Source organism: Streptomyces sp. H27-H5 (assembly GCF_026627505.1).
GTDB lineage: Bacteria > Actinomycetota > Actinomycetes > Streptomycetales > Streptomycetaceae > Streptomyces.
This window is the reverse complement of record NZ_JAPNLK010000018.1, coordinates 70,852-94,390: the sequence shown is the minus strand read 5'-3', so window position 1 is coordinate 94,390 and position 23,539 is coordinate 70,852. Positions and strand designations below refer to the sequence as shown.

Sequence of the window (23,539 nt, the reverse complement as noted above, 5' to 3'; positions counted from 1 at the left end):
CCAGCGTGAACTTGCTGCTTGCCGAGGTGGCCCAGGCCACCCAGCGGCTGGCCGCCGCCGGCGTGCCCTCACCGCGCTTCGACGCCGAGGAACTCGCGGCCTTCGTGCACGACGTCAAACGGGGGGAACTGCACCACGTCAAGGACGCCGACTTCGACGCCCGGTACTGGGAGACCATCGCCCGGCGCGAGGCCCGCGAGCCGCTCCAGCACATCACCGGCCGTGCCTTCTTCCGGTACCTGGAGCTCCAGGTCGGCCCCGGGGTCTTCGTGCCCCGGCCCGAGACCGAGTCGGTCGTCGACTGGGCCATACAGGCCGTCCGGGCGATGGACGTCGTCGAACCGCTGATCGTGGACCTGTGCGCCGGATCCGGGGCCATCGCCCTGGCCATGGCCCAGGAGGTGCCGCGCTCGCGCGTGCACGCGGTCGAGCTGTCCGAGGACGCCCTCCAGTGGACCCGCAAGAACGCCGAGGGCTCCCGGGTCACCGTCCACCAGGGCGACGCGCTGAGCGCGCTGCCCGAGCTGGACGGCCAGGTGGACCTGGTGATCTCGAACCCGCCGTACATCCCGCTCACCGAGTGGGAGTACGTCGCCCCCGAGGCCCGCGACCACGACCCCGAGATGGCGCTGTTCTCCGGCGAGGACGGCCTCGACACCATCCGCGGCATCGAGCGCACCGCCCACCGGCTGTTGCGACCCGGCGGGATCGTCGTCATCGAGCACGCCGACACCCAGGGCGGCCAGGTCCCGTGGATCTTCGCCGAGGAGCGGGGCTGGGCCGACGCGGCCGACCACCCCGACCTCAACAACCGCCCGCGCTTCGCCACCGCCCGCAAGGCCCTGCCGTGAGCGCGCCCCTTCCCGTCACCACCCCGCTGCTTGAGGAGGCCCGCTGATGGCCCGGCGATACGACTGCAACGACGCGACGGACCGCAAGACGGGCCTGCGCGAAGCCGCATCCGCCGTGCGCCGCGGCGAGCTCGTCGTGCTGCCCACCGACACCCTGTACGGGATCGGTGCGGACGCCTTCAGCGCCGAGGCCGTCGGCGACCTGCTCGCCGCCAAGGGGCGCGGCCGCAACATGCCCACCCCGGTCCTCATCGGCTCGCCGAACACCCTGCACGGCCTGGTCACGGACTTCTCCGAGCAGGCCTGGGAACTCGTCGACGCCTTCTGGCCGGGCGCGCTGACGCTGGTCGCCAAGCACCAGCCGTCGCTGGCCTGGGACCTGGGGGAGACCGGCGGCACCGTCGCCGTGCGGATGCCCCTGCACCCCGTCGCGATCGAGCTGCTCACCGAGGTCGGCCCGATGGCCGTGTCCTCGGCGAACCTGACCGGGCACCCGGCCCCGGAGGACTGTGACGCGGCCCGCGAGATGCTGGGCGACTCCGTGTCCGTGTACCTGGACGGCGGGCCGACGCCCGGCATCCAGCCGTCGTCGATCGTCGATGTCACCGGGAAGGTCCCGGTCCTGCTGCGCGAGGGCGCGCTGACCGCGGACCAGCTGCGGGAGGTCGTACCCGACCTCGAGGTGGCCCCGTGAGCCCTGAGGGGCGTGGCATAGCAGGACACCTCCCGGCCGTGGCCGGGGGCGGATCCTTCCGCATACTCCACGTCAGCACCGGCAACGTGTGCCGCTCGCCGATCACCGAGCGGCTGACGCGGCACGCCCTGTCGCACCGCCTCGGCGGCCCCGTGACCGGGGACCTCATCGTGGAGAGCGCCGGCACCTGGGGCCACGAGGGGGCGCCCATGGAGGCCAACGCCGCCGCCGTCCTCGCCGACTTCGGGGCCGACGCCTCCGGGTTCACCGGACGCGAGCTGCTGGACGAGCACGTCATACGCGCCGACCTGGTGCTCACCGCGACCCGGGACCACCGGGCGCAGGTCATCTCCATGGGCCACTCGGCGGGACTGCGGACCTTCACGCTGAAGGAGTTCACCCGGCTCGTGCGGGCGATAGATCCGGCCACCCTGCCGCCGCTGGACGACGGCATGGCGGAGCGGGCCCGCGCCCTGGTACGGGCCGCCGCCGCGCTGCGCGGCTGGCTGCTGGCCCCCTCGCCGGACGCCGACGAGGTGTACGACCCGTACGGCGCCCCCATCACCTTCTTCCGCTCCATCGGCGACGAGATCAACCAGGCCCTGGACCCCGTGGTCACGGCCCTGACGGGCGTCACCGCCGGGCGCTGAGGCCTCACCCCCGCGCGTGCGCCGCAAGGCGCGACGGGCACCGCGGACCTACAGTGGGCGGTACCCGGTACACGCCTCTGGAGTCGCGCCATGAGCGTCATCACCCAGCCCACGGACCTGCTGCGGCAGCAGGACCCGCAGATGGCCGACGTGCTCGTCGGAGAGGCGCGACGGCAGGCCGGCACCCTCCAGCTGATCGCCGCCGAGAACTTCACCTCGCCCGCCGTGCTCACGGCCCTCGGATCGGCGCTCGCCAACAAGTACGCCGAGGGTTACCCGGGCGCCCGCCACCACGGCGGGTGCGAGTACGCCGACCTGGCCGAGCGGATCGCCGTCGAGCGGGCCCGCGCCCTGTTCGGGGTGGATCACGCCAATGTGCAGCCGCACTCCGGTTCCTCCGCGGTGCTCGCCGCGTACGCCGCGCTGCTGCGCCCCGGCGACACGGTCCTGGCGATGGGACTCCCGTACGGCGGGCACCTCACACACGGCTCACCTGCGAACTTCTCCGGCCAGTGGTTCGAGTTCATCGGCTACGGGGTGGACGCCGAGACGGGCCACATCGACTACGAACAGGTCCACGAACTCGCCCGCCGGCACCGTCCCAAGGCCATCGTCTGTGGCTCGATCTGCTACCCCCGCCACCCCGAGTACGCGGTCTTCCGCCAGATCGCCGACGAGGTCGGCGCCTTCCTGATCGCGGACGCCGCGCACCCGATCGGCCTGGTCGCCGGCGGGGCGGCCCCCAGCCCCGTCCCGTACGCGGACGTGATCTGCGCGACCACGCACAAGGTGCTGCGCGGACCCCGCGGCGGGATGATCCTGTGCGGCGCCGAGTTCGCGGAACGGGTCGACCGGGCGGTGTTCCCCTTCACCCAGGGCGGCGCCCAGATGCACACCATCGCCGCCAAGGCCGTGGCCTTCGGGGAGGCCGCCGGGCCCGCGTTCACCACGTACGCCCATCGGGTGGTCGCCAACGCCCGGGCCCTCGCCGAGGAGCTGGAGGCCGGCGGCTTCCTCGTGACGACCGGCGGCACCGACACCCACCTGATCAGCGTCGACCCGGCCCCCCTCGGGCTGGACGGCCCGACCGCGCGCGGCCGGCTGGCCGCCGCCGGGATCGTGCTGGACACCTGCGCCCTCCCGTACGGGGACCAGCGCGGGCTCCGCCTCGGCACGGCGGCCGTGACCACGCAGGGCATGGGCGGGGCCGAGATGCGGCGGATCGGAGCGCTGTTTACGAGCGCCCTCCACGGGGAAGCCGCGAAAACCCGTACGGAGGTCGAAGAACTGACGCGCGAATTTCCACCGTATGGGTACTGACAGGGACAAGCCGGGCGTACCGCAACCGCGGTAGCCTCCCCGCGCGTCCTCGGAGTGGGGTACATCGCAGCTAATGTGTGGGGCTGAGATGGCCGGCGATACATCTGGGGCAGCCCGTGCGTGAATATCTGCTGACGCTGTGCGTCACGGTCGCGGTGACCTACCTGCTGACCGGGCCCGTGCGGAAGTTCGCGATCGCGGCCGGGGCCATGCCGGAGGTGCGCGCGCGTGACGTGCACCGCGAACCGACGCCGAGGCTCGGCGGCATCGCGATGTTCGGCGGTCTGTGCGCCGGCCTCCTGGTCGCCGACCACCTGCAGAACCTGAACGCGGTGTTCACCGCCTCGAACGAACCGCGGGCACTGCTCTCCGGGGCGGCGCTGATCTGGCTGGTGGGCGTCCTCGACGACAAGTTCGAGATCGACGCCCTGATCAAGCTCGGCGCCCAGATGATCGCCGCGGGCGTGATGGTCATCCAGGGTCTGACGATCCTGTGGATCCCGGTCCCCTTCATCGGCACCGTCGCGCTCACCCAGTGGCAGGGCAACCTGCTGACCGTCGCCCTCGTCGTGCTCACCATCAACGCCGTGAACTTCGTCGACGGCCTCGACGGGCTCGCCGCCGGCATGGTCTGCATCACGACCGGCGCCTTCTTCCTCTACGCGTACCGGATCTGGTTCGGCTACGGCATCGAGGCGGCGGCCCCGGCCACCCTCTTCGCCGCGATCCTGATGGGCATGTGCCTCGGCTTCCTGCCGCACAACATGCACCCGGCCCGCATCTTCATGGGCGACTCCGGCTCGATGCTGATCGGCCTGGTGCTGGCCGCCTCGGCGATCTCGATCACCGGGCAGGTGGACCCCGACACCATGGCGCTGTTCGCGGGTGGTGAGCGCAACGCGACCCACGCGATGCTGCCCGTCTTCATCCCGCTGGTCCTGCCGCTGACGATCATCGCGATCCCCATGGCCGACCTGGTGCTGGCCGTCGTCAGGCGCACCTGGAAGGGCCAGTCGCCGTTCGCGGCCGACCGCGGCCACCTGCACCACCGGCTGCTGGAACTGGGGCACTCGCACAGCCGTGCGGTGCTCATCATGTACTTCTGGTCCGGCCTGATCGCCTTCGGGGCGGTGGCCTACTCCGTGCACTCCACCTCGATGTGGATCGTGCTGGCCATCGCGGCGCTGAGCGCCCTGGGTCTCGTCCTCCTGTTGCTGCCGCGGTTCACCCCGCGCGCGCCGAGGTGGGCCGAGGGTCTCGTGCCGCCGCGGTACCGGCACGCGGAGCGGGCGGCGGAGGCGGCGGCCGAGGCGGCCGCGCGGGACGCGACGGGCACGGAGCCCGAGCCGGCCCGCCCGATCGCGGCCGGGGTGTCCGGCGTCAACGGCGCGACTGCCATTGGCCCCCGTTCGCGCCTCCCCGACCGGCGTAAGGCCGGTTCCGCGCGCTGACGCCAGATGGGCATGTCCGACATGAACTCCCTTTACCAGACAAGTCACATGGCTGTCCTGCACACACGCGCAGGGTCACTCTCATGTGTGACAGTCAGCACACCCACCGGGTAAAGCTCTCATCAAATACTTTGTGATACCGTTCACTAAACCCGGCGACAGAGCCGAAGGACCGTAGTGCGACGGTCCATTGGCCCGAGGCTCTCACTCGGACCGGGCTTACGCTCGTCCCGTACGAGTCCCGTATACCCCCACCATCACGCGGAGCCATGCGCCATGCTGTCCGATGACGCCCGATCCCTTTTGCATACCGCGGTACCCACCGCTGTGGTCGGCCTTGTGGCCGCTGCCGTCAGCGGCGTCGTCGCCGGCGGGAAGGGGGCTCTCGGGGCCGTCATGGCCACGATCGTCGTGATCCTGTTCATGGGGATCGGTTTTGTCATCCTGCAGCGGACGGCACGATCGCTGCCGCATCTGTTCCAGATGATGGGTCTGGCGCTCTACACGACCCAGATCCTGCTGCTCTTCGTCTTCGTCGCCGTGTTCAAGAACACGACGCTGTTCAATCCCAGGGCATTCGCGATCACCATCGTCGCGGCGACCCTTGCTTGGATCGCCGCGCAGACGCGCGCGCACATGAAGGCCAAGATCCTTTACGTCGAGCCCGAGTCCGCCAAGCGTGACAAGGGTGAGAAGCCCGAAAACACGGGGTCCTCTTCGTGAACGGTAGGGGCGGAATAAGTGCGCGTTCGAGATGCTGCTATCGTCCGGTGCCAACTGCGGCATCGCGGGCGCAGGCATCTGAGCTGACGCCTGCTTCAACGCGAGGCTCACTGCCTGCAAGCCGCCCCCACATCCGTAAGACCAGTCCCGTGCCGAACCGCGGCTGTGCGCCGCGCCGACACAACGAGGTTGCCGTACCTATGCGCCACGCTGAAGGAGCCCGCGGTGAGTGCTGACCCGACGCAGGTGCTCGCCTTCGAGACCGATTGCCACATCTTCGACGGCTGTGGCTTCCCGGCTCCTGGCCTGCACTCGTTCCTGTTCGAGCCGATCTTCGGCGACATCGACGGCACCGTCTACTTCAACAAGACGATGCTGTTGGCCCTGCTCGGGTCGATCATCATCGTCGGATTCTTCTGGGCCGCCTTCCGCAAGCCGAAGCTGGTTCCCGGAAAGCTCCAGATGGTCGCCGAAGCCGGATACGACTTCGTGCGCCGCGGGATCGTCTACGAGACGCTCGGCAAGAAGGAAGGCGAGAAGTACGTCCCCTTCATGGTCGCGACGTTCTTCTTCGTCTGGATGCTGAACCTCTGGTCGATCATCCCGCTCGCGCAGTTCCCGGTGACCGCGGTCATCGCGTACCCGGCGGCTCTCGCCCTCGTCATCTACGTCATGTGGATGTCGGTCACCTTCAAGCGCCACGGCTTCGTCGGCGGTCTGAAGAACCTCACGGGCTACGACAAGTCGCTCGGCGGAATCCTGCCGCTGGTCATGCTGATCGAGTTCTTCTCGAACGTGATCGTCCGACCGTTCACGCACGCGGTCCGTCTCTTCGCGAACATGTTCGCCGGCCACACCCTGCTGCTGCTCTTCACGATCGCCAGCTGGTACCTGCTGAACGGAATCGGCATCGCCTACGCGGGTGTGTCGTTCGTGATGGTCATCGTGATGACCGCGTTCGAGCTCTTCATCCAGGCTGTCCAGGCCTACGTCTTCGTGCTGCTGGCCTGCAGCTTCATTCAGGGCGCCGTCGCCGAGCACCACTGACCGGCCGCCCCACCCCCAAACCAACAGTCGTCCGGTGGCCAACCCCCACCGGTCCATGAAAGAGAAGGAAGAACCGGCATGTCCGCTCTCCAGACCCTCGCTGCTGGCGTCGAAATCAAGGGCAACCTCGGCTCCATCGGTTACGGCCTCGCGGCCATCGGCCCCGGCGTCGGCGTCGGCATCATCTTCGGTAACGGCACCCAGGCGCTGGCCCGCCAGCCCGAGGCCGCCGGCCTGATCCGCGCCAACCAGATCCTCGGCTTCGCCTTCTGTGAGGCGCTCGCCCTCATCGGTCTGGTCATGCCGTTCGTCTACCCGACCTCCTGATCCCGGTAGCGAACAGACCCTTTAGACGGAAGGCACTGATGTGAACCCTCTGGTTCAGCTCGCGGCCGAAGAGGCGGAAAACCCCCTCATCCCGCCGATCCCCGAGCTTGTCATCGGCCTGATCGCCTTTGTCATCGTCTTCGGTTTCCTCGCGAAGAAGCTCCTCCCGAACATCAACAAGGTTCTGGAAGAGCGTCGCGAGGCCATCGAGGGTGGCATCGAGAAGGCCGAGGCAGCCCAGACCGAGGCCCAGAGCGTGCTCGAGCAGTACAAGGCTCAGCTCGCCGAGGCCCGGCACGAGGCCGCGCGCCTGCGCCAGGAAGCGCTGGAGCAGGGCACTGCGCTCAAGGAAGAACTGCGCGCAGAGGGCCAGCGGCAGCGTGAGGAGATCATCGCTGCCGGCCACGCCCAGATCGCGGCGGACCGCAAGGCCGCCTCGCAGGCACTGCGTCAGGACGTGGGCAAGCTCGCCACCGACCTGGCCGGAAAGCTCGTCGGCGAGTCCCTTGAGGACCACGCCCGACAGAGCCGCACGATCGACCGTTTCCTCGGCGAGCTCGAGGAGAAGGCCGAGGCCGCCCGATGAACGGAGCGAGCCGCGAGGCACTGGCCTCCGCGCGTGAGCGTCTCGACGCGCTGATGGACAACACGTCCGTCGACGCGACGAAGCTCGCCGGTGAGCTGGCTGCCGTCACCGCGCTGCTCGACCGTGAGGTCTCGCTGCGTCGGGTCATCACGGACCCGGCGCAGCCCGGCGAGGCCAAGGCCGAGCTGGTGGGTCGCCTGCTGGCGGACCAGGTGGGCGGGGAGACCCTCGACCTGGTGTCCGGCATGGCGCGCTCCCGCTGGTCGCAGTCCCGCGACCTGGTGGACTCGCTCGAGGCACTGGCGGCCACCGCCGACCTCACCGCGGCCCAGCAGACGAACGGGCTCGACAACGTCGAGGACGAGCTGTTCCGGTTCGGCCGGATCGTCTCCTCGAACACCGGCCTGCGCTCAGCGCTGACCGATCGGGCGGCCACCGCCGCCGCCAAGAGCGAGCTGCTGCGCAGCCTGCTCGGCGGCAAGGCGAACGCGGTCACCGAGCGACTGGTGACCCGACTCGTCACGCACCCGCGTGGACGTAGCCTGGAAGCGGGACTGGAGTCCCTTTCCACGCTCGCCGCCGAGCGCCGCAACCGCATGGTCGCCATCGTGACCACCGCGGTTCCGCTCAGCGACGCGCAGAAGCAGCGTCTCGGCGCGGTGCTGGCCAAGCTGTACGGCCGCCAGATGCACCTCAACCTCGACGTGGACCCCACGGTCCTCGGCGGGATCGTGGTGCGGGTCGGCGACGAGGTCATCGACGGCACCATCGCGGACCGCCTCTCCGAGGCGACCCGCCGCATGGCCGGCTGATCAGCCACCAATAGAACAAAGCATTCCTAGCGGCCCGGTTGGGCCGTGCAGAACTTGCAGAAGATTCCTGGGGGTCGCCCCCAGACCCCTAAGAAGCTTCAGGCCCAACAAGGAGAGCAGGGAACCCAGATGGCGGAGCTCACGATCCGGCCGGAGGAGATCCGGGACGCACTGGAGAACTTTGTCCAGTCGTACCAGCCGGACGCGGCCTCGCGCGAGGAGGTCGGAACGGTCAGCGTTGCCGGCGACGGCATCGCGAAGGTGGAGGGCCTGCCCTCCGCCATGGCGAACGAGCTGCTGAAGTTCGAGGACGGCACCCTCGGTCTCGCCCTCAACCTCGAGGAGCGCGAGATCGGTGCGGTCGTCCTCGGCGAGTTCAGCGGCATCGAGGAGGGCCAGCCGGTGCAGCGCACCGGTGAGGTTCTCTCCGTAGGTGTCGGCGAGGGTTACCTCGGCCGTGTTGTCGACCCGCTCGGCAACCCGATCGACGGTCTCGGCGAGATCGCGACCGAAGGCCGCCGCGCCCTCGAGCTGCAGGCCCCGGGCGTCATGGTCCGCAAGTCGGTCCACGAGCCCATGCAGACCGGCTACAAGGCCATCGACGCGATGGTGCCGATCGGCCGCGGCCAGCGTCAGCTGATCATCGGCGACCGTCAGACCGGCAAGACCGCTCTGGCCGTCGACACGATCATCAACCAGCGCGACAACTGGCGCTCCGGCGACGTGAACAAGCAGGTTCGCTGCATCTACGTCGCCATCGGCCAGAAGGGCTCGACCATCGCGTCCGTTCGCGGCGCCCTGGAAGACGCCGGCGCGCTGGAGTACACGACGATCGTCGCCGCCCCGGCGTCCGACCCGGCCGGCTTCAAGTACCTGGCGCCGTACACCGGTTCCGCCATCGGCCAGCACTGGATGTACGCCGGCAAGCACGTCCTGATCATCTTCGACGACCTGTCGAAGCAGGCCGACGCCTACCGCGCCGTGTCGCTGCTGCTGCGTCGCCCGCCGGGCCGCGAGGCCTACCCGGGTGACGTCTTCTACTTGCACTCCCGTCTGCTGGAGCGTTGCGCGAAGCTCTCCGACGACATGGGTGCCGGTTCGATGACCGGTCTGCCGATCGTCGAGACCAAGGCGAACGACGTGTCGGCGTTCATCCCGACCAACGTCATCTCCATCACCGACGGCCAGTGCTTCCTGGAGTCCGACCTGTTCAACGCGGGCCAGCGCCCGGCGCTGAACGTCGGTATCTCGGTCTCCCGCGTCGGTGGCTCCGCCCAGCACAAGGCGATGAAGCAGGTTTCCGGCCGTCTGCGCCTGGACCTCGCCCAGTACCGCGAGCTGGAGGCGTTCGCCGCCTTCGGTTCCGACCTGGACGCCGCTTCGAAGTCTTCGCTGGAGCGCGGCAAGCGTCTGGTCGAGCTGCTGAAGCAGGGCCAGTACCAGCCGATGCCCGTCGAGGAGCAGGTCGTCTCCGTCTGGGCCGGTACCACCGGCAAGATGGACGAGGTCCCGGTCAACGACATCCGTCGCTTCGAGTCGGAGCTGCTGGAGCACCTGCGCCGCGAGCGCAAGGACCTCCTCACCTCCATCGCCGAGGGCGGCAAGATGTCGGACGACACCCTGACGTCGATCGCCGACGCCATCGCCGCCTTCAAGCAGCAGTTCGAGACCTCGGACGGCAAGCTTCTGGGCGAGGACGCGCCGGCCGTCAACGTCTCCAAGTGACGACGGAAGGGACCTGACTCATGGGAGCGCAGCTCCGGGTCTACAAGCGTCGCATCCGTGCCGTCACGGCGACCAAGAAGATCACCAAGGCGATGGAGATGATCGCCGCCTCGCGCATCGTCAAGGCGCAGCGCAAGGTGGCGGCATCGATGCCGTACGCGACCGAGCTCACCCGTGCGGTGACCGCGGTGGCGACCGGCTCGAACACCAAGCACGCCCTGACCACCGAGGTCGAGGCGCCGGCACGCGCCGCGGTCCTGCTCATCACGAGCGACCGCGGCCTGGCCGGCGGCTACTCCTCGAATGCCATCAAGCAGGCGGAGCGGCTCAGCGAGCGGCTGCGCGGCGAGGGCAAGGAGGTCGACACGTTCATCGTCGGCCGTAAGGGTCTGGCCTACTTCGGCTTCCGCGAGCGCAAGGTCGCGGAGTCGTGGACCGGCTTCACCGACAGCCCGGCCTACGCCGACGCCAAGCGCGTCGCGGAGCCGCTGATCGAGGCCATCCAGAAGGAAACGGCCGAGGGCGGCGTCGACGAGCTGCACATCGTCTACACGGAATTCGTGTCGATGATGACGCAGAACGCGGTCGACGGCCGGATGCTGCCGCTCAGCCTCGACAAGGCCGAAGAAGAGTCCGGCGCGAAGGGCGAGATCCTTCCGCTGTTCGACTTCGAGCCGTCGGCGGAGGACGTCCTCGACGCCCTGCTGCCGCGCTACGTCGAGAGCCGCATCTACAACGCACTGCTGCAGTCGGCCGCTTCCGAGCACGCCGCCCGCCGCCGCGCGATGAAGTCGGCGACCGACAACGCCGGAGACCTCATCAAGAGCCTCTCCCGGCTTGCCAACGCGGCCCGCCAGGCCGAAATCACCCAGGAAATCAGCGAGATCGTCGGTGGCGCGAGCGCCATGGCTGACGCGACCGCGGGGAGTGACAAGTAATGACGACCACTGTTGAGACGGCCGCCGCCACGGGCCGCGTCGCCCGGGTCATCGGCCCGGTCGTCGACGTGGAGTTCCCCGTCGACGCCATGCCCGAGATCTACAACGCGCTGAAGGTCCAGGTCGCAGACCCGGCCGAGGAGGGCGCGCTCAAGACGCTGACCCTGGAAGTCGCCCAGCACCTGGGTGACGGCCTGGTCCGCACCATCTCCATGCAGCCCACCGACGGTCTGGTCCGCCAGGCCCCGGTGACCGACACGGGCGAGGGCATCACCGTCCCCGTCGGTGACTTCACCAAGGGCAAGGTGTTCAACACCCTCGGTGAGGTGCTGAACTACCCGGAGGAGAACGCCAACGTCACCGAGCGTTGGCCCATCCACCGCAAGGCGCCCCGCTTCGACGAGCTCGAGTCGAAGACCGAGATGTTCGAGACCGGCGTCAAGGTCATCGACCTTCTCACCCCGTACGTCAAGGGTGGAAAGATCGGTCTGTTCGGTGGCGCCGGTGTCGGCAAGACCGTTCTGATCCAGGAAATGATCTACCGCGTCGCCAACAACCACGACGGTGTGTCGGTCTTCGCGGGCGTCGGTGAGCGTACCCGTGAGGGCAACGACCTCATCGAGGAAATGGCCGACTCGGGCGTCATCGACAAGACGGCGCTTGTCTTCGGTCAGATGGACGAGCCCCCGGGCACCCGTCTGCGCGTCGCCCTGGCCGGTCTGACCATGGCGGAGTACTTCCGCGATGTGCAGAAGCAGGACGTGCTGTTCTTCATCGACAACATCTTCCGGTACACCCAGGCGGGTTCCGAGGTGTCGACCCTGCTCGGCCGCATGCCCTCCGCGGTGGGTTACCAGCCGAACCTGGCCGACGAGATGGGTCTCCTCCAGGAGCGCATCACCTCGACCCGTGGTCACTCGATCACCTCGATGCAGGCGATCTACGTCCCCGCGGACGACCTGACCGACCCGGCGCCGGCGACCACCTTCGCCCACCTCGACGCGACGACGGTTCTTTCCCGTCCGATCTCCGAGAAGGGCATCTACCCGGCCGTGGACCCGCTGGACTCGACGTCCCGCATCCTCGACCCGCGGTACATCGCGGCGGACCACTACGCCACGGCGATGCGCGTCAAGGGGATCCTCCAGAAGTACAAGGACCTCCAGGACATCATCGCGATCCTCGGTATCGACGAGCTGGGCGAGGAGGACAAGCTCGTTGTCCACCGTGCCCGTCGCGTCGAGCGCTTCCTGTCGCAGAACACCCACGTGGCGAAGCAGTTCACCGGCGTGGACGGTTCGGACGTTCCGCTGGAGGAGTCGATCGTGGCGTTCAACGCGATCTGCGACGGCGACTACGACCACTTCCCCGAGCAGGCGTTCTTCCTGTGCGGTGGCATCGAGGACCTGAAGGCCAACGCCAAGGAGCTGGGCGTCTCCTGAAGCCCCGCTCCTCGTGAGCAGAGCTGATTGACGGAGAGGGGCGGGTGTGTCCCGTCCCTCTCCCCACGCCCATTAGAATTTGACCCAACACCCGGCCGACCCGCCGGGTGGTGACCCGAGGAGCCACCTTGGCTGCTGAGCTGCACGTCGAGCTGGTCGCGGCGGACCGCAATGTCTGGTCCGGCGAGGCCACCCTTGTTGTCGCCCGCACCACGTCCGGCGACATCGGCGTCATGCCCGGTCACCAGCCGCTTCTCGGTGTGCTGGAATCGGGCCCTGTGACCATCCGCACCAGCGAGGGCGGCACTGTCGTCGCCGCGGTGCACGGCGGATTCATCTCGTTCGCGGACAACAAGTTGTCGCTGCTGGCCGAGATCGCCGAGCTCGCGGACGAGATTGACGTCCAGCGGGCGGAGCGGGCACTGGATCGCGCGAAGTCGGAGGCCGACGCGGCCGCCGAGCGTCGCGCGGATGTCCGACTGCGCGCGGTAACGGGGCACTGAGCCCCGTACCGAATAGTGTGCGACCTCAGCCGCGGTTCGTTCTGGAATTTTCCAGACCGGGTCGCGGCTGAGGCGATGTACGTCCGTTTTTCGCATGGCGGTATTCGATGAGCGAGGAGGTCGGTGAAGATGCTCCTCGCTCTGCTTGTGAGCGGCCTGATCGTGGTCTTGTTGGCGATCGGACTCTTTGTCTTCGGGCTGCGCCGGAGACTGATCCAGCGGTCCGGGGGGACCTTCGACTGCAGCCTGCGGTGGGGCGGCGTGGCCGAGGGGCCCGACGTCTCCGGCAAGGGATGGGTGTACGGGGTCGCCCGCTACAGCGGTGACCGGATCGAATGGTTCAGGGTCTTCAGCTACTCCCCGCGCCCGCGCCGGCTGCTGGAGCGTTCCTCCATCGAGGTGCTCGCCCGTCGCGCGCCCGAGGGCGAGGAGGAGCTGGCACTGCTGTCCGACGCCGTCGTGCTCGGCTGTTCCCACCGGGGGACGCGCCTTGAGCTGGCGATGAGCGACGACGCGCTGACCGGTTTCCTGGCCTGGCTGGAGGCGGCGCCGCCCGGCCAGCGGGTGAACGTGGCCTGAGCGGTACCGGCACGTGAAGAAGCCGGGGAGAAGGGGGACGGACCCTTCTCCCCGGCTTCGTCGGTTCACCGGTGCGGAGCGTGGGGGCTACTGCAGACCGGTGTGGATCGCGTTGGCGAGCTCACCGTTGGTGGTGTCGCCGCTGAACTCCCAGAAGAAGGCTCCGCGCAGTCCCTGCTGCTTGGTCCAGGTCATCTTCGAGGCGACGGTGGCGGGGGTGTCGTAGCTCCACCAGTTGCTTCCGCACTTGGCGTAGGCGGTGCCGGCGATGGTGCCGGTGGACGGGCAGCTCGCCTTGAGGACCTTGTAGTCCTCGATGCCCGGCTCGTACGTGCCGGGGGCGGGCCCGGTGGCCGTGCCGCCCGGGGTGGCCTGGGTGACGCCGGTCCAGCCGCGGCCGTAGAAGCCGATGCCGAGGTTGAGCTTGGAGCCGGCGATGCCCTTGCCCTTGAGCTTGGTGATCGCGGCCTCGGAGTTGAAGCCGTCCTGCGGGATGCCGGAGTAGGCGGTGAGCGGGGAGTGCGGGGCCGTGGGGCCCTGCGCCGCCCAGGCGCCGAAGAAGTCGTACGTCATGACGTTGTAGAAGTCGACGTACTGCGCGGCGCCCGCGTAGTCGGCCGCGTCGAGCTTGCCGCCGTTGGAGCCGTCGGCGGAGATCGCGGCGGTGACCAGGTTGTTCGCGCCGAACTTGCCGCGGACGGCCTGCATCAGGTTCTTCAGGGAGGCCGCGCCGCTGGTGTCGCAGGTCAGGCCGCAGGCGTTCGGGTACTCCCAGTCGAGGTCGATGCCGTCGAAGACGTCGGCCCACCGCGGGTCCTCGACCAGGTCGTGGCAGGACTGGGCGAAGGCGGCCGGGTTCGCGGCGGCCTGACCGAAGCCGCCGGACCAGGTCCAGCCGCCGAAGGACCAGAGGATCTTGATGTTCGGGTACTTCGCCTTGAGCTTGCGCAACTGGTTGAAGTTGCCGCGCAACGGCTGGTCCCAGGTGTCGGCGACGCCGTCGACGCTCTGGTCGGCGGTGTAGGCCTTGTCGTAGTCGGCGTACGCGTCGCCGATGGTGCACTTGCCGCCCTGGACGTTGCCGAAGGCGTAGTTGATGTGCGTGATCTTCGCGGCGGAGCCGGAGGTGACCAGGTTCTTCACGTGGTAGTTGCGCTGGTAGACGCCCCAGTTCGTGAAGTAGCCGAGCTTGACCTTGGTGCCGTCACCGGGGTCGGGGCCGGGGCCCGTGCCGCCGCCCGGGGTGGTCACCGAGAGGGAGCCGGAGGAGGGGCCGGTCTGGTCGACGGTGTCGCGGGCGGTGACCGTGTAGGCGTACGTCGTGCCCTTGGTCAGGCCGCTGTCGGCGTAGCTGGTGCCGGTCACCGTGGCGACCTTGCTGCCGCCGCGGTAGACGTCGTAGTTCTTGATCCCCTTGTCGTCGGTGGCCGCGGCCCAGTTCAGGGTGAGCGAGGTCTCGGTGACCCCGGTCGCGGTGGGGGTGCCGGGGGCGGACGGCGGGTTGTCGGTGGGGGTGGTGCCGCCGTCGCAGGAGCCGCCGTTGATCTTGCAGCCGGAGGGGGCGCCCGGGCCGGTGCCGTTGAAGCCGAAGGTGACGCTGGCGCCGGGGGAGAGGGCGCCGTTCCAGCCGACGTTCTTGGCGGTCCAGTGGTTGCCCGAGCTGGTGACGGTGGCGTCCCAGGCCGAGGTGACCTTGGTGCCGGCCGGGTAGTCCCACTCCACGGTCCAGCTGTTGATGGCGGTGGTGCCGGTGTTCTTGACCGTCCACTTGCCCTCGAAGCCGGAGCCCCAGTCGGAGGCCTTGGCGTAGGTCGCGGTGGCGGAGGTGGCGGCCTGTGCGGTGCCGGCCAGGCCGACGAGGCCGGCGACGGGCAGGGCCAGGGCGACCGCGGTCGCGGCCAGCCTTCTGAGCAGTCGTACGCGTCGTGGGGGTGCTGTGCTCAAGGGTGCTCCTCCGTAGGTCCGTCGAAGTCGTGGGGCCGACTCCGACATGGGGGTGGGACCTGCGCCGCCCGTGAGCACGTCTCGTCAAGGTTCTTGTCATGACACGCTCACCACAGTGTTGCGGTGAGATTAGAAAGGTCTGGACCAACCGTCAAGAGGTCCAGACCTCCCTTCGAGCGTGCTTCTAGATGTCCAACTCCTGTGCCAGTACCGCCGCTTGGACCCGACTGCGCAGCTCCAGCTTCCCCAGCAACCTGCTGACGTGCGTCTTCACCGTCGCCTCCGCCATGTCCAGCCGGCCGGCCACCTCCGCGTTCGACAGGCCCTCGCCCAGGCACCCCCACACCTCCCGCTCGCGCCGGGTCAGCGAGGCCACCGCCGCGACCCGCTCCGGCGGCACGGCCGCCCGCACCGGCCGCGGCGTCGCGAACTCGGCGATCAACCGGCGGGTCACCGCGGGCGCGATCAACCCCTCGCCGCGGGCGACGGTGCGGACCGCCTCGATCAGCTCCGCCGCCTCCGCGTCCTTCAGCAGGAAGCCCGAGGCGCCCGCGCGCAGCGCTCCGAAGACGTACTCGTCGAGATCGAAGGTCGTCAGCACCAGCACGTCGGCCAGCCCCTCCGCGACCACCTGCCGGGTGGCCGAGACCCCGTCGAGCCGGGGCATCTGCACGTCCATGAGGACCAGATCCGGCCGAAGCCCACGGGCCAGACGGACCGCCTCCTCCCCGTCCGCCGCCTCGCCCACCACCTCCATGTCGCCCGCACTGCGCAGGATCATCACCAGACCCGCGCGCACCGCGCTCTGGTCCTCCGCCACCACGACCCGGATGGTCACCCGGTCACCGCCTTCTCCTCCGCGGGCAGGGACGCCCGCACCTGCCACACCGTGCCGGCCCGCCCCGCGCGGAACGCGCCACCGAGCAACTCCGTCCGCTCGCGCATGCCGACCAGCCCCGCGCCGGAACCCGGGGCACGCGGCCCGGGCCGCTCCCCGTACGGCGAGTCCACCCGTACGGTCAGCAACCCGTCCGCGGACGTCAGGCGCACCCGGACCGTCCCCGCGACCGCGTGCTTGAGGGCGTTCGTCAGCGACTCCTGGACGATGCGGTACGCCGCCAGCTCCACCGGCGCGGGCAGCGGCTCCCCATCGGCACGGGTGTCCTCCAGTACGAAGTCCAGACCGCTGCCGGCCCCGTTCACGCGGGCCTTGTTGACGAGTACGTCCAGTCCATCGAGGGAGGGCACCGCCACCGGCTCCTGCTCCGCCCCCGCGTCCCGCAGCAGCCCGATCAACCGGCGCATCTCGGCCAACCCCTGCACGCTGTTCTCGCGGATCACGCCCAGGGCGTCCCGACTGGTCGCGGGGGAGTCGATGGACAGCGCGGCGGTGGAGTGGATGGCGATGGCCGACAGGTGATTGGCCACCATGTCGTGCAACTCCCGCGCCATCCGGGCCCGTTCGGCGACCACGGCCTGCGAACGGTCCATCTCGGCCAGCAGCGCGGTCTGCTCGGCGCGCAGCCGGGCGGCCTCCGCCGCCTCGCGGTGGTTGCGCAGGGTGGCGCCGGTCAGGGCCGGCCCGAAGCTGACGATGCCGGTGATCACGCCGATCAGCAGGGCCTGCGGGGTGCGCAGCCAGGCCACCGAGGCGATCGTGACGGCGATGGTGATCAGTCCGGTGGAGACCGGGAGCCGTCGGGCCATGGAGGGCTTGCCGTACACGACGGCGGCGTACATCAGGTCGGTGAAGATCAGGACCGTGGCCATGTTCCCGACGGTGAACTGGTCCGCGATGATCCCGACGGTGCCCACGGGCAGGGTCACGCGCGGTGCGGTGCGGCGCAGCAGCTCCATCGCGCCGAGGACGACCAGCGGGACCAGGGCGGCCCAGTCGGGGAGCAGGTTCCGGTTCGGGGAGCTGTGTACCCCGAGCGACCACAGGAACACCCCGGCGAGCACGCTGACGACGCACAGCAGCACGTCGTCGCGGTGGGGGCGGAAGGCGGACACACGGGTCTTCGAGGGCACGCGTCCATCCAACACGGTGAAGCGCTCCCGGGCCTCGCCGGCTGGGCGGAGGAGCCACTACATCGAAGGGTGCAGTCGACTCTCGTCATCACAGACGACGTGCCGGACCGGACCGGACGGGACTCTGGGATGGACCGGGAACGGCCGACCCGTTCGCGTCGAGAGGCCGAGAGGGAGAGTGAGTACCGTGCTCGTCGCGCTGATCATCGCCTGCGAGGTCGGCTTCTGGGTGCTGCTGGCGGCAGGGCTCGCTCTGCGCTACCTCGCCCGGATGCCGAGGCTGGGCGCGGCGGTGCTCCTGTGTGAGCCGCTGCTGGAGCTGGTCCTGTTCGTGTTCACCACGCTGGACCTGAAGAACGGCGGCCGACCGGGCTGGACGCACGGCCTGGCCGCCCTCTACATCGGCTACACCGTGGGCTACGGCCACTACACGGTGAAGTGGCTCGACGGGCACGCCGCCCACCGCTGGGCGGGGGGCCCGAAGCCGCCGGGCACCAAGTACGGCAGGGCGCGGGCCGTCCACGAGTGGAAGCTGTGGCTGCGGACCCTCGTCGCCGCGGCCGTCTCGCTGGGACTGCTGGAGGCCGCGATCCGGTACGTGGGCGCCGGAGTGGACGTCGACGGGATCCGGCAGTGGCAGTTCATCGTTCTGCGCATCGTCGGCATCCAGGCCCTGGTCGCGGCCACCCACTCGATCTGGCCGCGGAAGGCCCCGGCGGGCACGACCGACCGTGATGCGGAAGACCCCGCCGGCCTCCTCAAGCGTTAGGGCCTCCCGCACGCCGTCAGCGCTCGCCGCCCGGCACCCACAGCACGTCCCCGACCTCCTTGTTGGCCGTCCGGGCCAGGATGAACAGGAGGTCGGAGAGACGGTTCAGGTAGGTGGCCGTCAGCGGGTTCATCGCCTCCGCGTGCTCCTCCAGCGCCGCCCAGGTCGACCGCTCGGCGCGCCGCACGACGGTGCAGGCCTGGTGCAGCAGGGCCGCGCCGGGGGTGCCGCCGGGCAGGATGAAGCTGCGCAGCTTCTCCAGCTCCCCGTTGAAGGTGTCGCAGTCCGCCTCCAGCTTGTCCACGTAGAACTGCTCGACGCGCAGCGGCGGGTACTCGGGGTTCTCGACGACGGGGGTGCACAGGTCCGCGCCGACGTCGAACATGTCGTTCTGCACCCGGACCAGGACCTTCACCAGGTCCTCGGACAGCCCGCCGAGGGCGATCGCCGTGCCGATGGCCGCGTTCGCCTCGTTGACGTCGGCGTACGCGGAGATCCGCAGGTCGGTCTTCCGCGTACGGCTCATGTCGCCGAGGGCGGTCGTGCCCTGGTCGCCGGTGCGGGTGTAGATGCGCGTGAGGTTCACCATGTGTCCAGCCTAGTGAGCGGCCCCGAAACCCGCGTGCGGCGGCCCTCGCGCACTCGGCACCCCTCCACCGGTGGGGGCCGCAGATCGGCCCGAAAGGGTACGCAACGGCGCAGAGATGGCGGTACGGGAAGAGGGGACGGCATGCCCGACCCGGACGCCGTCCGACGCGGGGCCGAACAGGCCCGGTGGGCTGCCGTCTTGACGCTCCCGCGCCGGCCCGGGCGGCCCCTCGGGCCCGGTGCGGCGGAGCGCCGGATCGGGCGACTCCGGCCGATCGAGGACCGGTTGGGGGCGGCGGCCGCGGGCTGAGCCGTCCCGGTGTGATGTCCGTCAGATGAGACGTGACGCGTGTTACTTCGCGGTCACACGACCCCTCACGGGCGCTAGTCTCCGCCGGAGAGGCCATGGGACTGGGCCGTATTCGAGAACGAGGGGTGTGCAGTGGCTGGGAAGCTCGCCGTCATCGGTGCCGGACTCATGGGATCCGGTATCGCTCAGGTCTCCGCTCAGGCGGGCTGGGACGTCGTACTGCGTGATGTCACCGACGCCGCGCTGACCCGCGGCACGGACGGGATCAAGGCCTCCTACGACCGCTTCGTCGCCAAGGGCAAGCTGACGGCCGAGGACGCCGAGGCGGCGCTGGCGCGGATCACCACCTCCACCGACCTCGACGCGGTCGCCGACGCCGACATCGTCGTCGAGGCCGTCTTCGAGAAGCTCGAGGTCAAGCACGAGATCTTCCGCGCGCTCGACAAGCTCGTCCGGGACGACGCGATCCTCGCCTCCAACACCTCCGCCATCCCGATCACCAAGATCGCGGCCGTGACGGAGCGTCCGGAGCGGGTCGTCGGCGCGCACTTCTTCTCGCCCGTCCCGATGATGCAGTTGTGCGAACTCGTCCGCGGCTACAAGACGAGCGACGAAACCCTCGCCACCACCCGGGCGTTCGCCGAGTCGGTCGGCAAGACCTGCATCGTCGTCAACCGCGACGTCGCCGGCTTCGTGACGACCCGTCTGATCTCCGCGCTCGTCGTCGAGGCCGCCAAGCTGTACGAGTCGGGCGTCGCCTCCGCCGAGGACATCGACATCGCCTGCAAGCTGGGCTTCGGTCACGCGATGGGCCCGCTCGCCACCGCCGACCTCACGGGCGTCGACATCCTGCTGCACGCCACGAGCAACATCTACACCGAGTCGCAGGACGAGAAGTTCGCGCCGCCGGAGCTGATGCGCCGCATGGTGGACGCGGGCGACATCGGCCGCAAGAGCGGCCAGGGTTTCTACAAGCACTGAGCACGATCGTTCGAATGCCATCGCCCGACAGGGTGAATTAGGTATCGGTTCGCTCACGGTCGGCAACTTCCCTGCTCCTGAGGCAGTCAGTTGCAGTGAGAGTTGCCGACCACGGACCAGTCGGACCAGACGAACGCAGGACTGCCGGGAGCGCATATGCACATCAGGGGCGACCACGCCGAACTCGCGGTCGGGGGTCGCCTCGACGTGCGCAGCGCGGCGGACGCTCGTACGGCCCTGCACTCCGCCCTCGACGACGGCCACGGCGACCTCGTGCTGGACCTCACGGCACTCGACTCCTGGGACGCGACCGGCCTCGGCGTGATCATGGGCGCCCACCGGAGGGCCGGCCGGAGCGGACGCCGCCTGGTGCTGCGCGGGGTGCCCGCGCAGATGCAGCGGCTGCTGGTGGCGACCCGGCTGCACCGGATCCTCGCCATCGAGGGCGGACTGGAAGCGGAGTCCCTGCCGCGGGTGTGACGACCGGGTGCGTCGGATTCCGCAGAAACGTAACGGTCCGGTGGTGAAGGCACCCCGGCGGTTCCGGCGGGGCCGGCCACGGTCTAGGGTTCGGGCGGAAACCGGACCAGTAGCGACTGCGGCGTGTGCGAGCGAAGGCCGGGCGGTACGACGGCGGCAGCGGCGGTACGCGCGACGCGATCGGGGGACTTGGTCATGGACCGAACTCAGGGACAGCCCGAACCGGGCGACGACACCCCGGCGACGTCGACGGGCCCCGCCAGCGGGCCCGTCGCCCGGGTCGTCACCCTGACCGCGGGGGACTTCACCCTCACCGTCAACCCGGTCGACGGCAGCGAGATAGAACCCCCGCGCCCGGGCACCGGCACGGAGCGCCCCGCCAAGCGCGGTCCGGCCGCCCGTGCCGAGCGGGACGCCGCCGCGAGACCGCCCGCGCTGCCCGGCACCCCGCTCCCCGGCCGGCTCCTGCTGGAACGCGAGGAGGAGCGGGAACGACTCGTACGGCTGCTGGGGCGCGGACGCTCCGTACGCCTGACCGGACCCGCCGGATCGGGCCGTTCCGCACTGCTCGACTCGGTGGCCCTCGCCTGCGAGGGCCTCGCGCCCGACGGGGTCGTACGCCTCTCCGGGCACGGGCAGCAGCAACCCGCGGAACTGCTCCACGCGCTGTACGCGGCCGTGTACGAGGGCTCCGACCGACGCCCCGACCGCACGGAACTCCTCGCCCGGGTGAAGGAGATAGGCGCGGTCGTCCTCCTCGACGACCTGGAACTCGGCGGCCCCGCGCTCGACGAGCTGCTGCGGGCCACGCCCGAATGCGCCTACCTGCTGGCCGCCACCCCCGACACCAAGTCCCCCTCCGACGACTCGCACCTGGAGGAGGTCTTCCTCGGCGGCCTCGGCCGGGCCGACTGCGTCCTGCTGCTGGAGGCACTCACCGGCCGCGCCCTGACCGAGGAGGAGAGCGCCTGGGCGGGCGACCTGCGGTTCGCCTCCGAGGGGCTGCCCCTGCGCTTCGTCCAGGCCGCCGCGCTGCTGCGACAGCGCGACGAACTCAACCGGACCGACGAGACGGACGACGAGGAGGAGCCCGGCGTCTTCGAGGAGCGCCCCCGCGAACCCGTCGACGTACCGCTGCCCACCCTGGCCGAGGCCGCCGCGCCGGCGGAACTCCTCGCCTCCCGGGTGAGCGAATCGGCGCGGGCCGCCCTGCGCATCGCGTGCGCGCTCGGCGGGGAGATGCCCCACCACGCGCACCTGCCGGCCCTGGTGGGGGACACGCACGCCGACGTGGCGGTCGCGGAACTCCTCGGCTGCGGGCTGCTCACCCCGGTCGGACCGCGCTACCGACTGGCGCCCGGGGTGGCCCGGCAGCTGGAGGAGGCCGGGTACGGGGAGAGTGCTGCCGAGGAGGCCCGCACGGCCGCCCGGCACTACGTCTGGTGGACCGGCCACGCCTCGGTGACCCCGGAGCGGGTCGCGGCGGAGGCCGACGCGGTCTTGGCGGCCCTGGCCGGCGCCGACGTGGTGGCGGCCGTACTGCTGGCCCGCACGGCCGCCCCTGCCTTCGCGGCGTCGCTGCACTGGGAGGCGTGGGAGCGGGTGCTGCGCTCGGGCGCGGAGGCCGCGCGCAAGGCGGGGGAGGTCGCGGAACAGGCGTACTTCCACCACGAGCTCGGCGTGCTCGCGCTGTGCGAGGGCCGGCTGGAGCGGGCCCGGGCGGAGCTGGAGGCCTCGATCGGGCTGCGCGGCGCGCTCGCCGACAAGCGGGGCACGGTCGCGGGGCGGCGGGCGCTGGCCCTGGTCACGGACCGGGAGACGGCGGGAGGCGTGGTGTCGCCGCCGCTGCGGCTGGAGGCGCCCGCGACCCCGGTGACGCCTGCGGCTCCCGTGGCGCCCGCGGCGCCCGTGACTGCCAAGGCTTCCACGCAGCCGACGGCCTTCCCGTCGGTGTCCCTGCCCACCTCCCTGGCCGCGTCCCTTCCCGCGACCCTTTCCCCGCCGCCGGCCGCCACCCCGCCCGTGTCGCCGCCGACGCGCCCGGTCGGCGCGGTGACCTCGACGGGGCCCGGGCTCCCGCCCTCGCCCGCAAGGGAGGCCGTCACGCAGGTCGTTCCCGTGATCCAGCAGGGGGACCAGAAGTCCTCCTCGGCCCTGTCGGACGTCTTCGACGACGCGTTCCCCCTGACGGCGAAGCCCGCCGCGCCGCCGGTCGCCCCGCCGCCCCCGCCCGCTCCGGCGTCCCGACGCCGCACGGCGCTGCTGGCCGCGGCCGGCGCGGTGACGGTGGCGGTGCTGGGCACGGTGGTGGCCCTGGCGATGGTCCCGTCGGGCGACGACGAGCCGCAGGGGCCCGCCGTGTCGTCCACCCCGACGACGTCCGCGACCGACAGCGGCGGGAACGTTCCCGCGGAGCCTTCCGCACCCGAGCCGGGGACGTCCGACCCGGCCGATCCGACGGACCCGGGCCGCCCCACGCCGTCGGGGACCGACCCCGATCCGGGCACCGTCCCGGGCCCGGGCAAGACACCGCCCGCGCGCACGCCGTCCGGCCGGCCCTCGACCCCGACGACGCCGCGCACCTCGACGCCGCCCTCGACGCCGGTCCAGTCGCCGACCTCCGCGGACCCCAAGCCGTCCACGTCCTCGGTGACCCCGGAACCGCCGGTGTCGACCGGGCCGACGGGACCGACGGTTCCCACCGGCCCGACGGAGGGCGACACCTCGCCCGAGGCCTCCACGTCCCGCTAGGCCGTCTCTTCCGGATCTCGCCGGGGCCGGAGAACGG

The 23,539-nt window shown here is 70.4% G+C and carries 23 protein-coding genes; 19 read left to right on the top strand and 4 right to left on the bottom strand.

Annotation, left to right across the window (positions count from 1 at the left end; translation table 11 throughout):
* Nucleotides 1-5 precede the first annotated feature (5 nt).
* The 15 genes from prmC to OTB19_RS11750 all read left to right on the top strand — a co-directional run bounded on the left by prmC (nt 6) and on the right by OTB19_RS11750 (nt 13,648).
* Nucleotides 6-851 carry a peptide chain release factor N(5)-glutamine methyltransferase gene (gene prmC / locus OTB19_RS11820; RefSeq protein ID WP_267798012.1) on the top strand — a complete coding sequence of 282 codons (846 nt, stop codon included), beginning with the start codon at nt 6-8 and terminating at the stop codon, nt 849-851.
* A 46-nt stretch (nt 852-897) separates the two neighbouring features.
* Complete coding sequence (locus tag OTB19_RS11815) at nt 898-1,545, top strand: L-threonylcarbamoyladenylate synthase (RefSeq protein WP_267798011.1); 648 nt, start codon at nt 898-900, stop codon at nt 1,543-1,545.
* Nucleotides 1,542-2,195 (top strand): low molecular weight phosphatase family protein, encoded by a 654-nt coding sequence (locus tag OTB19_RS11810; RefSeq protein WP_053677427.1) that lies wholly within the window; start codon nt 1,542-1,544, stop codon nt 2,193-2,195. Before OTB19_RS11815 ends, OTB19_RS11810 begins: the two co-directional genes overlap by 4 nt.
* 90 nt (nt 2,196-2,285) lie before the next feature.
* Nucleotides 2,286-3,515, top strand: coding sequence for a serine hydroxymethyltransferase (gene glyA / locus OTB19_RS11805; RefSeq protein ID WP_267798010.1), 1,230 nt, complete (start codon nt 2,286-2,288; stop codon nt 3,513-3,515).
* Between the two features lie 104 nt (nt 3,516-3,619).
* Nucleotides 3,620-4,966 (top strand): MraY family glycosyltransferase, encoded by a 1,347-nt coding sequence (locus tag OTB19_RS11800; RefSeq protein ID WP_267798033.1) that lies wholly within the window; start codon nt 3,620-3,622, stop codon nt 4,964-4,966.
* Nucleotides 4,967-5,242: 276 nt separating this feature from the next.
* Nucleotides 5,243-5,689 carry a hypothetical protein gene (locus OTB19_RS11795; RefSeq protein ID WP_267798009.1) on the top strand — a complete coding sequence of 149 codons (447 nt, stop codon included), beginning with the start codon at nt 5,243-5,245 and terminating at the stop codon, nt 5,687-5,689.
* 210 nt (nt 5,690-5,899) lie between these two features.
* Nucleotides 5,900-6,736 carry a F0F1 ATP synthase subunit A gene (gene atpB / locus OTB19_RS11790; protein ID WP_267798032.1) on the top strand — a complete coding sequence of 279 codons (837 nt, stop codon included), beginning with the start codon at nt 5,900-5,902 and terminating at the stop codon, nt 6,734-6,736.
* Between the two features lie 78 nt (nt 6,737-6,814).
* Nucleotides 6,815-7,063: an ATP synthase subunit C gene (locus tag OTB19_RS11785; RefSeq protein WP_030008695.1), complete on the top strand. Its 249-nt coding sequence runs from the start codon at nt 6,815-6,817 to the stop codon at nt 7,061-7,063.
* Nucleotides 7,064-7,103: 40 nt separating this feature from the next.
* On the top strand, nt 7,104-7,649 hold the full coding sequence (locus OTB19_RS11780; RefSeq protein WP_267798008.1) for a F0F1 ATP synthase subunit B: 546 nt from the start codon (nt 7,104-7,106) through the stop codon (nt 7,647-7,649).
* The gene (locus tag OTB19_RS11775; RefSeq protein ID WP_267798007.1) at nt 7,646-8,461 is read left to right on the top strand and encodes a F0F1 ATP synthase subunit delta; all 816 of its coding nucleotides are present in this window, start codon (nt 7,646-7,648) and stop codon (nt 8,459-8,461) included. Before OTB19_RS11780 ends, OTB19_RS11775 begins: the two co-directional genes overlap by 4 nt.
* Before the next feature lie 129 nt (nt 8,462-8,590).
* A complete protein-coding gene (gene atpA / locus OTB19_RS11770) occupies nt 8,591-10,186 on the top strand; it encodes a F0F1 ATP synthase subunit alpha (RefSeq protein WP_053677441.1) in 1,596 nt (531 codons plus the stop codon).
* Nucleotides 10,187-10,206: 20 nt separating this feature from the next.
* On the top strand, nt 10,207-11,124 hold the full coding sequence (locus OTB19_RS11765) for a F0F1 ATP synthase subunit gamma (protein ID WP_267798006.1): 918 nt from the start codon (nt 10,207-10,209) through the stop codon (nt 11,122-11,124).
* Nucleotides 11,124-12,566 (top strand): F0F1 ATP synthase subunit beta, encoded by a 1,443-nt coding sequence (gene atpD, locus OTB19_RS11760; RefSeq protein WP_267798005.1) that lies wholly within the window; start codon nt 11,124-11,126, stop codon nt 12,564-12,566. The genes OTB19_RS11765 and atpD overlap by 1 nt, the downstream gene beginning before the upstream one ends.
* 128 nt (nt 12,567-12,694) lie before the next feature.
* Nucleotides 12,695-13,069 carry a F0F1 ATP synthase subunit epsilon gene (locus OTB19_RS11755; RefSeq protein WP_053677447.1) on the top strand — a complete coding sequence of 125 codons (375 nt, stop codon included), beginning with the start codon at nt 12,695-12,697 and terminating at the stop codon, nt 13,067-13,069.
* Between the two features lie 129 nt (nt 13,070-13,198).
* On the top strand, nt 13,199-13,648 hold the full coding sequence (locus tag OTB19_RS11750; protein ID WP_053677710.1) for a DUF2550 domain-containing protein: 450 nt from the start codon (nt 13,199-13,201) through the stop codon (nt 13,646-13,648).
* 87 nt (nt 13,649-13,735) lie between these two features.
* Here OTB19_RS11750 and OTB19_RS11745 read toward each other — a convergent pair whose 3' ends face one another.
* The 3 genes from OTB19_RS11745 to OTB19_RS11735 form a co-directional block, all read right to left on the bottom strand.
* Nucleotides 13,736-15,640: a glycoside hydrolase family 18 chitinase gene (locus OTB19_RS11745; RefSeq protein ID WP_267798004.1), complete on the bottom strand. Its 1,905-nt coding sequence runs from the start codon at nt 15,638-15,640 to the stop codon at nt 13,736-13,738.
* 136 nt (nt 15,641-15,776) lie between these two features.
* Nucleotides 15,777-16,430 (bottom strand): response regulator, encoded by a 654-nt coding sequence (locus OTB19_RS11740; RefSeq protein ID WP_267798003.1) that lies wholly within the window; start codon nt 16,428-16,430, stop codon nt 15,777-15,779.
* On the bottom strand, nt 16,427-17,623 hold the full coding sequence (locus tag OTB19_RS11735) for a sensor histidine kinase (RefSeq protein ID WP_267798002.1): 1,197 nt from the start codon (nt 17,621-17,623) through the stop codon (nt 16,427-16,429). The genes OTB19_RS11740 and OTB19_RS11735 overlap by 4 nt, the downstream gene beginning before the upstream one ends.
* Before the next feature lie 187 nt (nt 17,624-17,810).
* On the opposite strand from OTB19_RS11735, the gene OTB19_RS11730 reads away from it, so the two are divergent.
* Nucleotides 17,811-18,392 carry a hypothetical protein gene (locus OTB19_RS11730; RefSeq protein ID WP_267798031.1) on the top strand — a complete coding sequence of 194 codons (582 nt, stop codon included), beginning with the start codon at nt 17,811-17,813 and terminating at the stop codon, nt 18,390-18,392.
* Nucleotides 18,393-18,408: 16 nt separating this feature from the next.
* Here OTB19_RS11730 and OTB19_RS11725 read toward each other — a convergent pair whose 3' ends face one another.
* A complete protein-coding gene (locus OTB19_RS11725; protein ID WP_053677455.1) occupies nt 18,409-18,981 on the bottom strand; it encodes a cob(I)yrinic acid a,c-diamide adenosyltransferase in 573 nt (190 codons plus the stop codon).
* A 441-nt stretch (nt 18,982-19,422) separates the two neighbouring features.
* Between OTB19_RS11725 and OTB19_RS11720 the strand changes: the two genes are divergently transcribed.
* The 3 genes from OTB19_RS11720 (at nt 19,423) to OTB19_RS11710 (ending at nt 23,502) form a co-directional block, all read left to right on the top strand.
* Nucleotides 19,423-20,271, top strand: coding sequence for a 3-hydroxyacyl-CoA dehydrogenase family protein (locus OTB19_RS11720; protein ID WP_053677457.1), 849 nt, complete (start codon nt 19,423-19,425; stop codon nt 20,269-20,271).
* A 156-nt stretch (nt 20,272-20,427) separates the two neighbouring features.
* Nucleotides 20,428-20,751 (top strand): STAS domain-containing protein, encoded by a 324-nt coding sequence (locus OTB19_RS11715; protein WP_053677459.1) that lies wholly within the window; start codon nt 20,428-20,430, stop codon nt 20,749-20,751.
* Between the two features lie 195 nt (nt 20,752-20,946).
* Nucleotides 20,947-23,502: an ATP-binding protein gene (locus OTB19_RS11710; RefSeq protein ID WP_267798001.1), complete on the top strand. Its 2,556-nt coding sequence runs from the start codon at nt 20,947-20,949 to the stop codon at nt 23,500-23,502.
* The last annotated feature ends 37 nt before the right edge of the window (nt 23,503-23,539 follow it).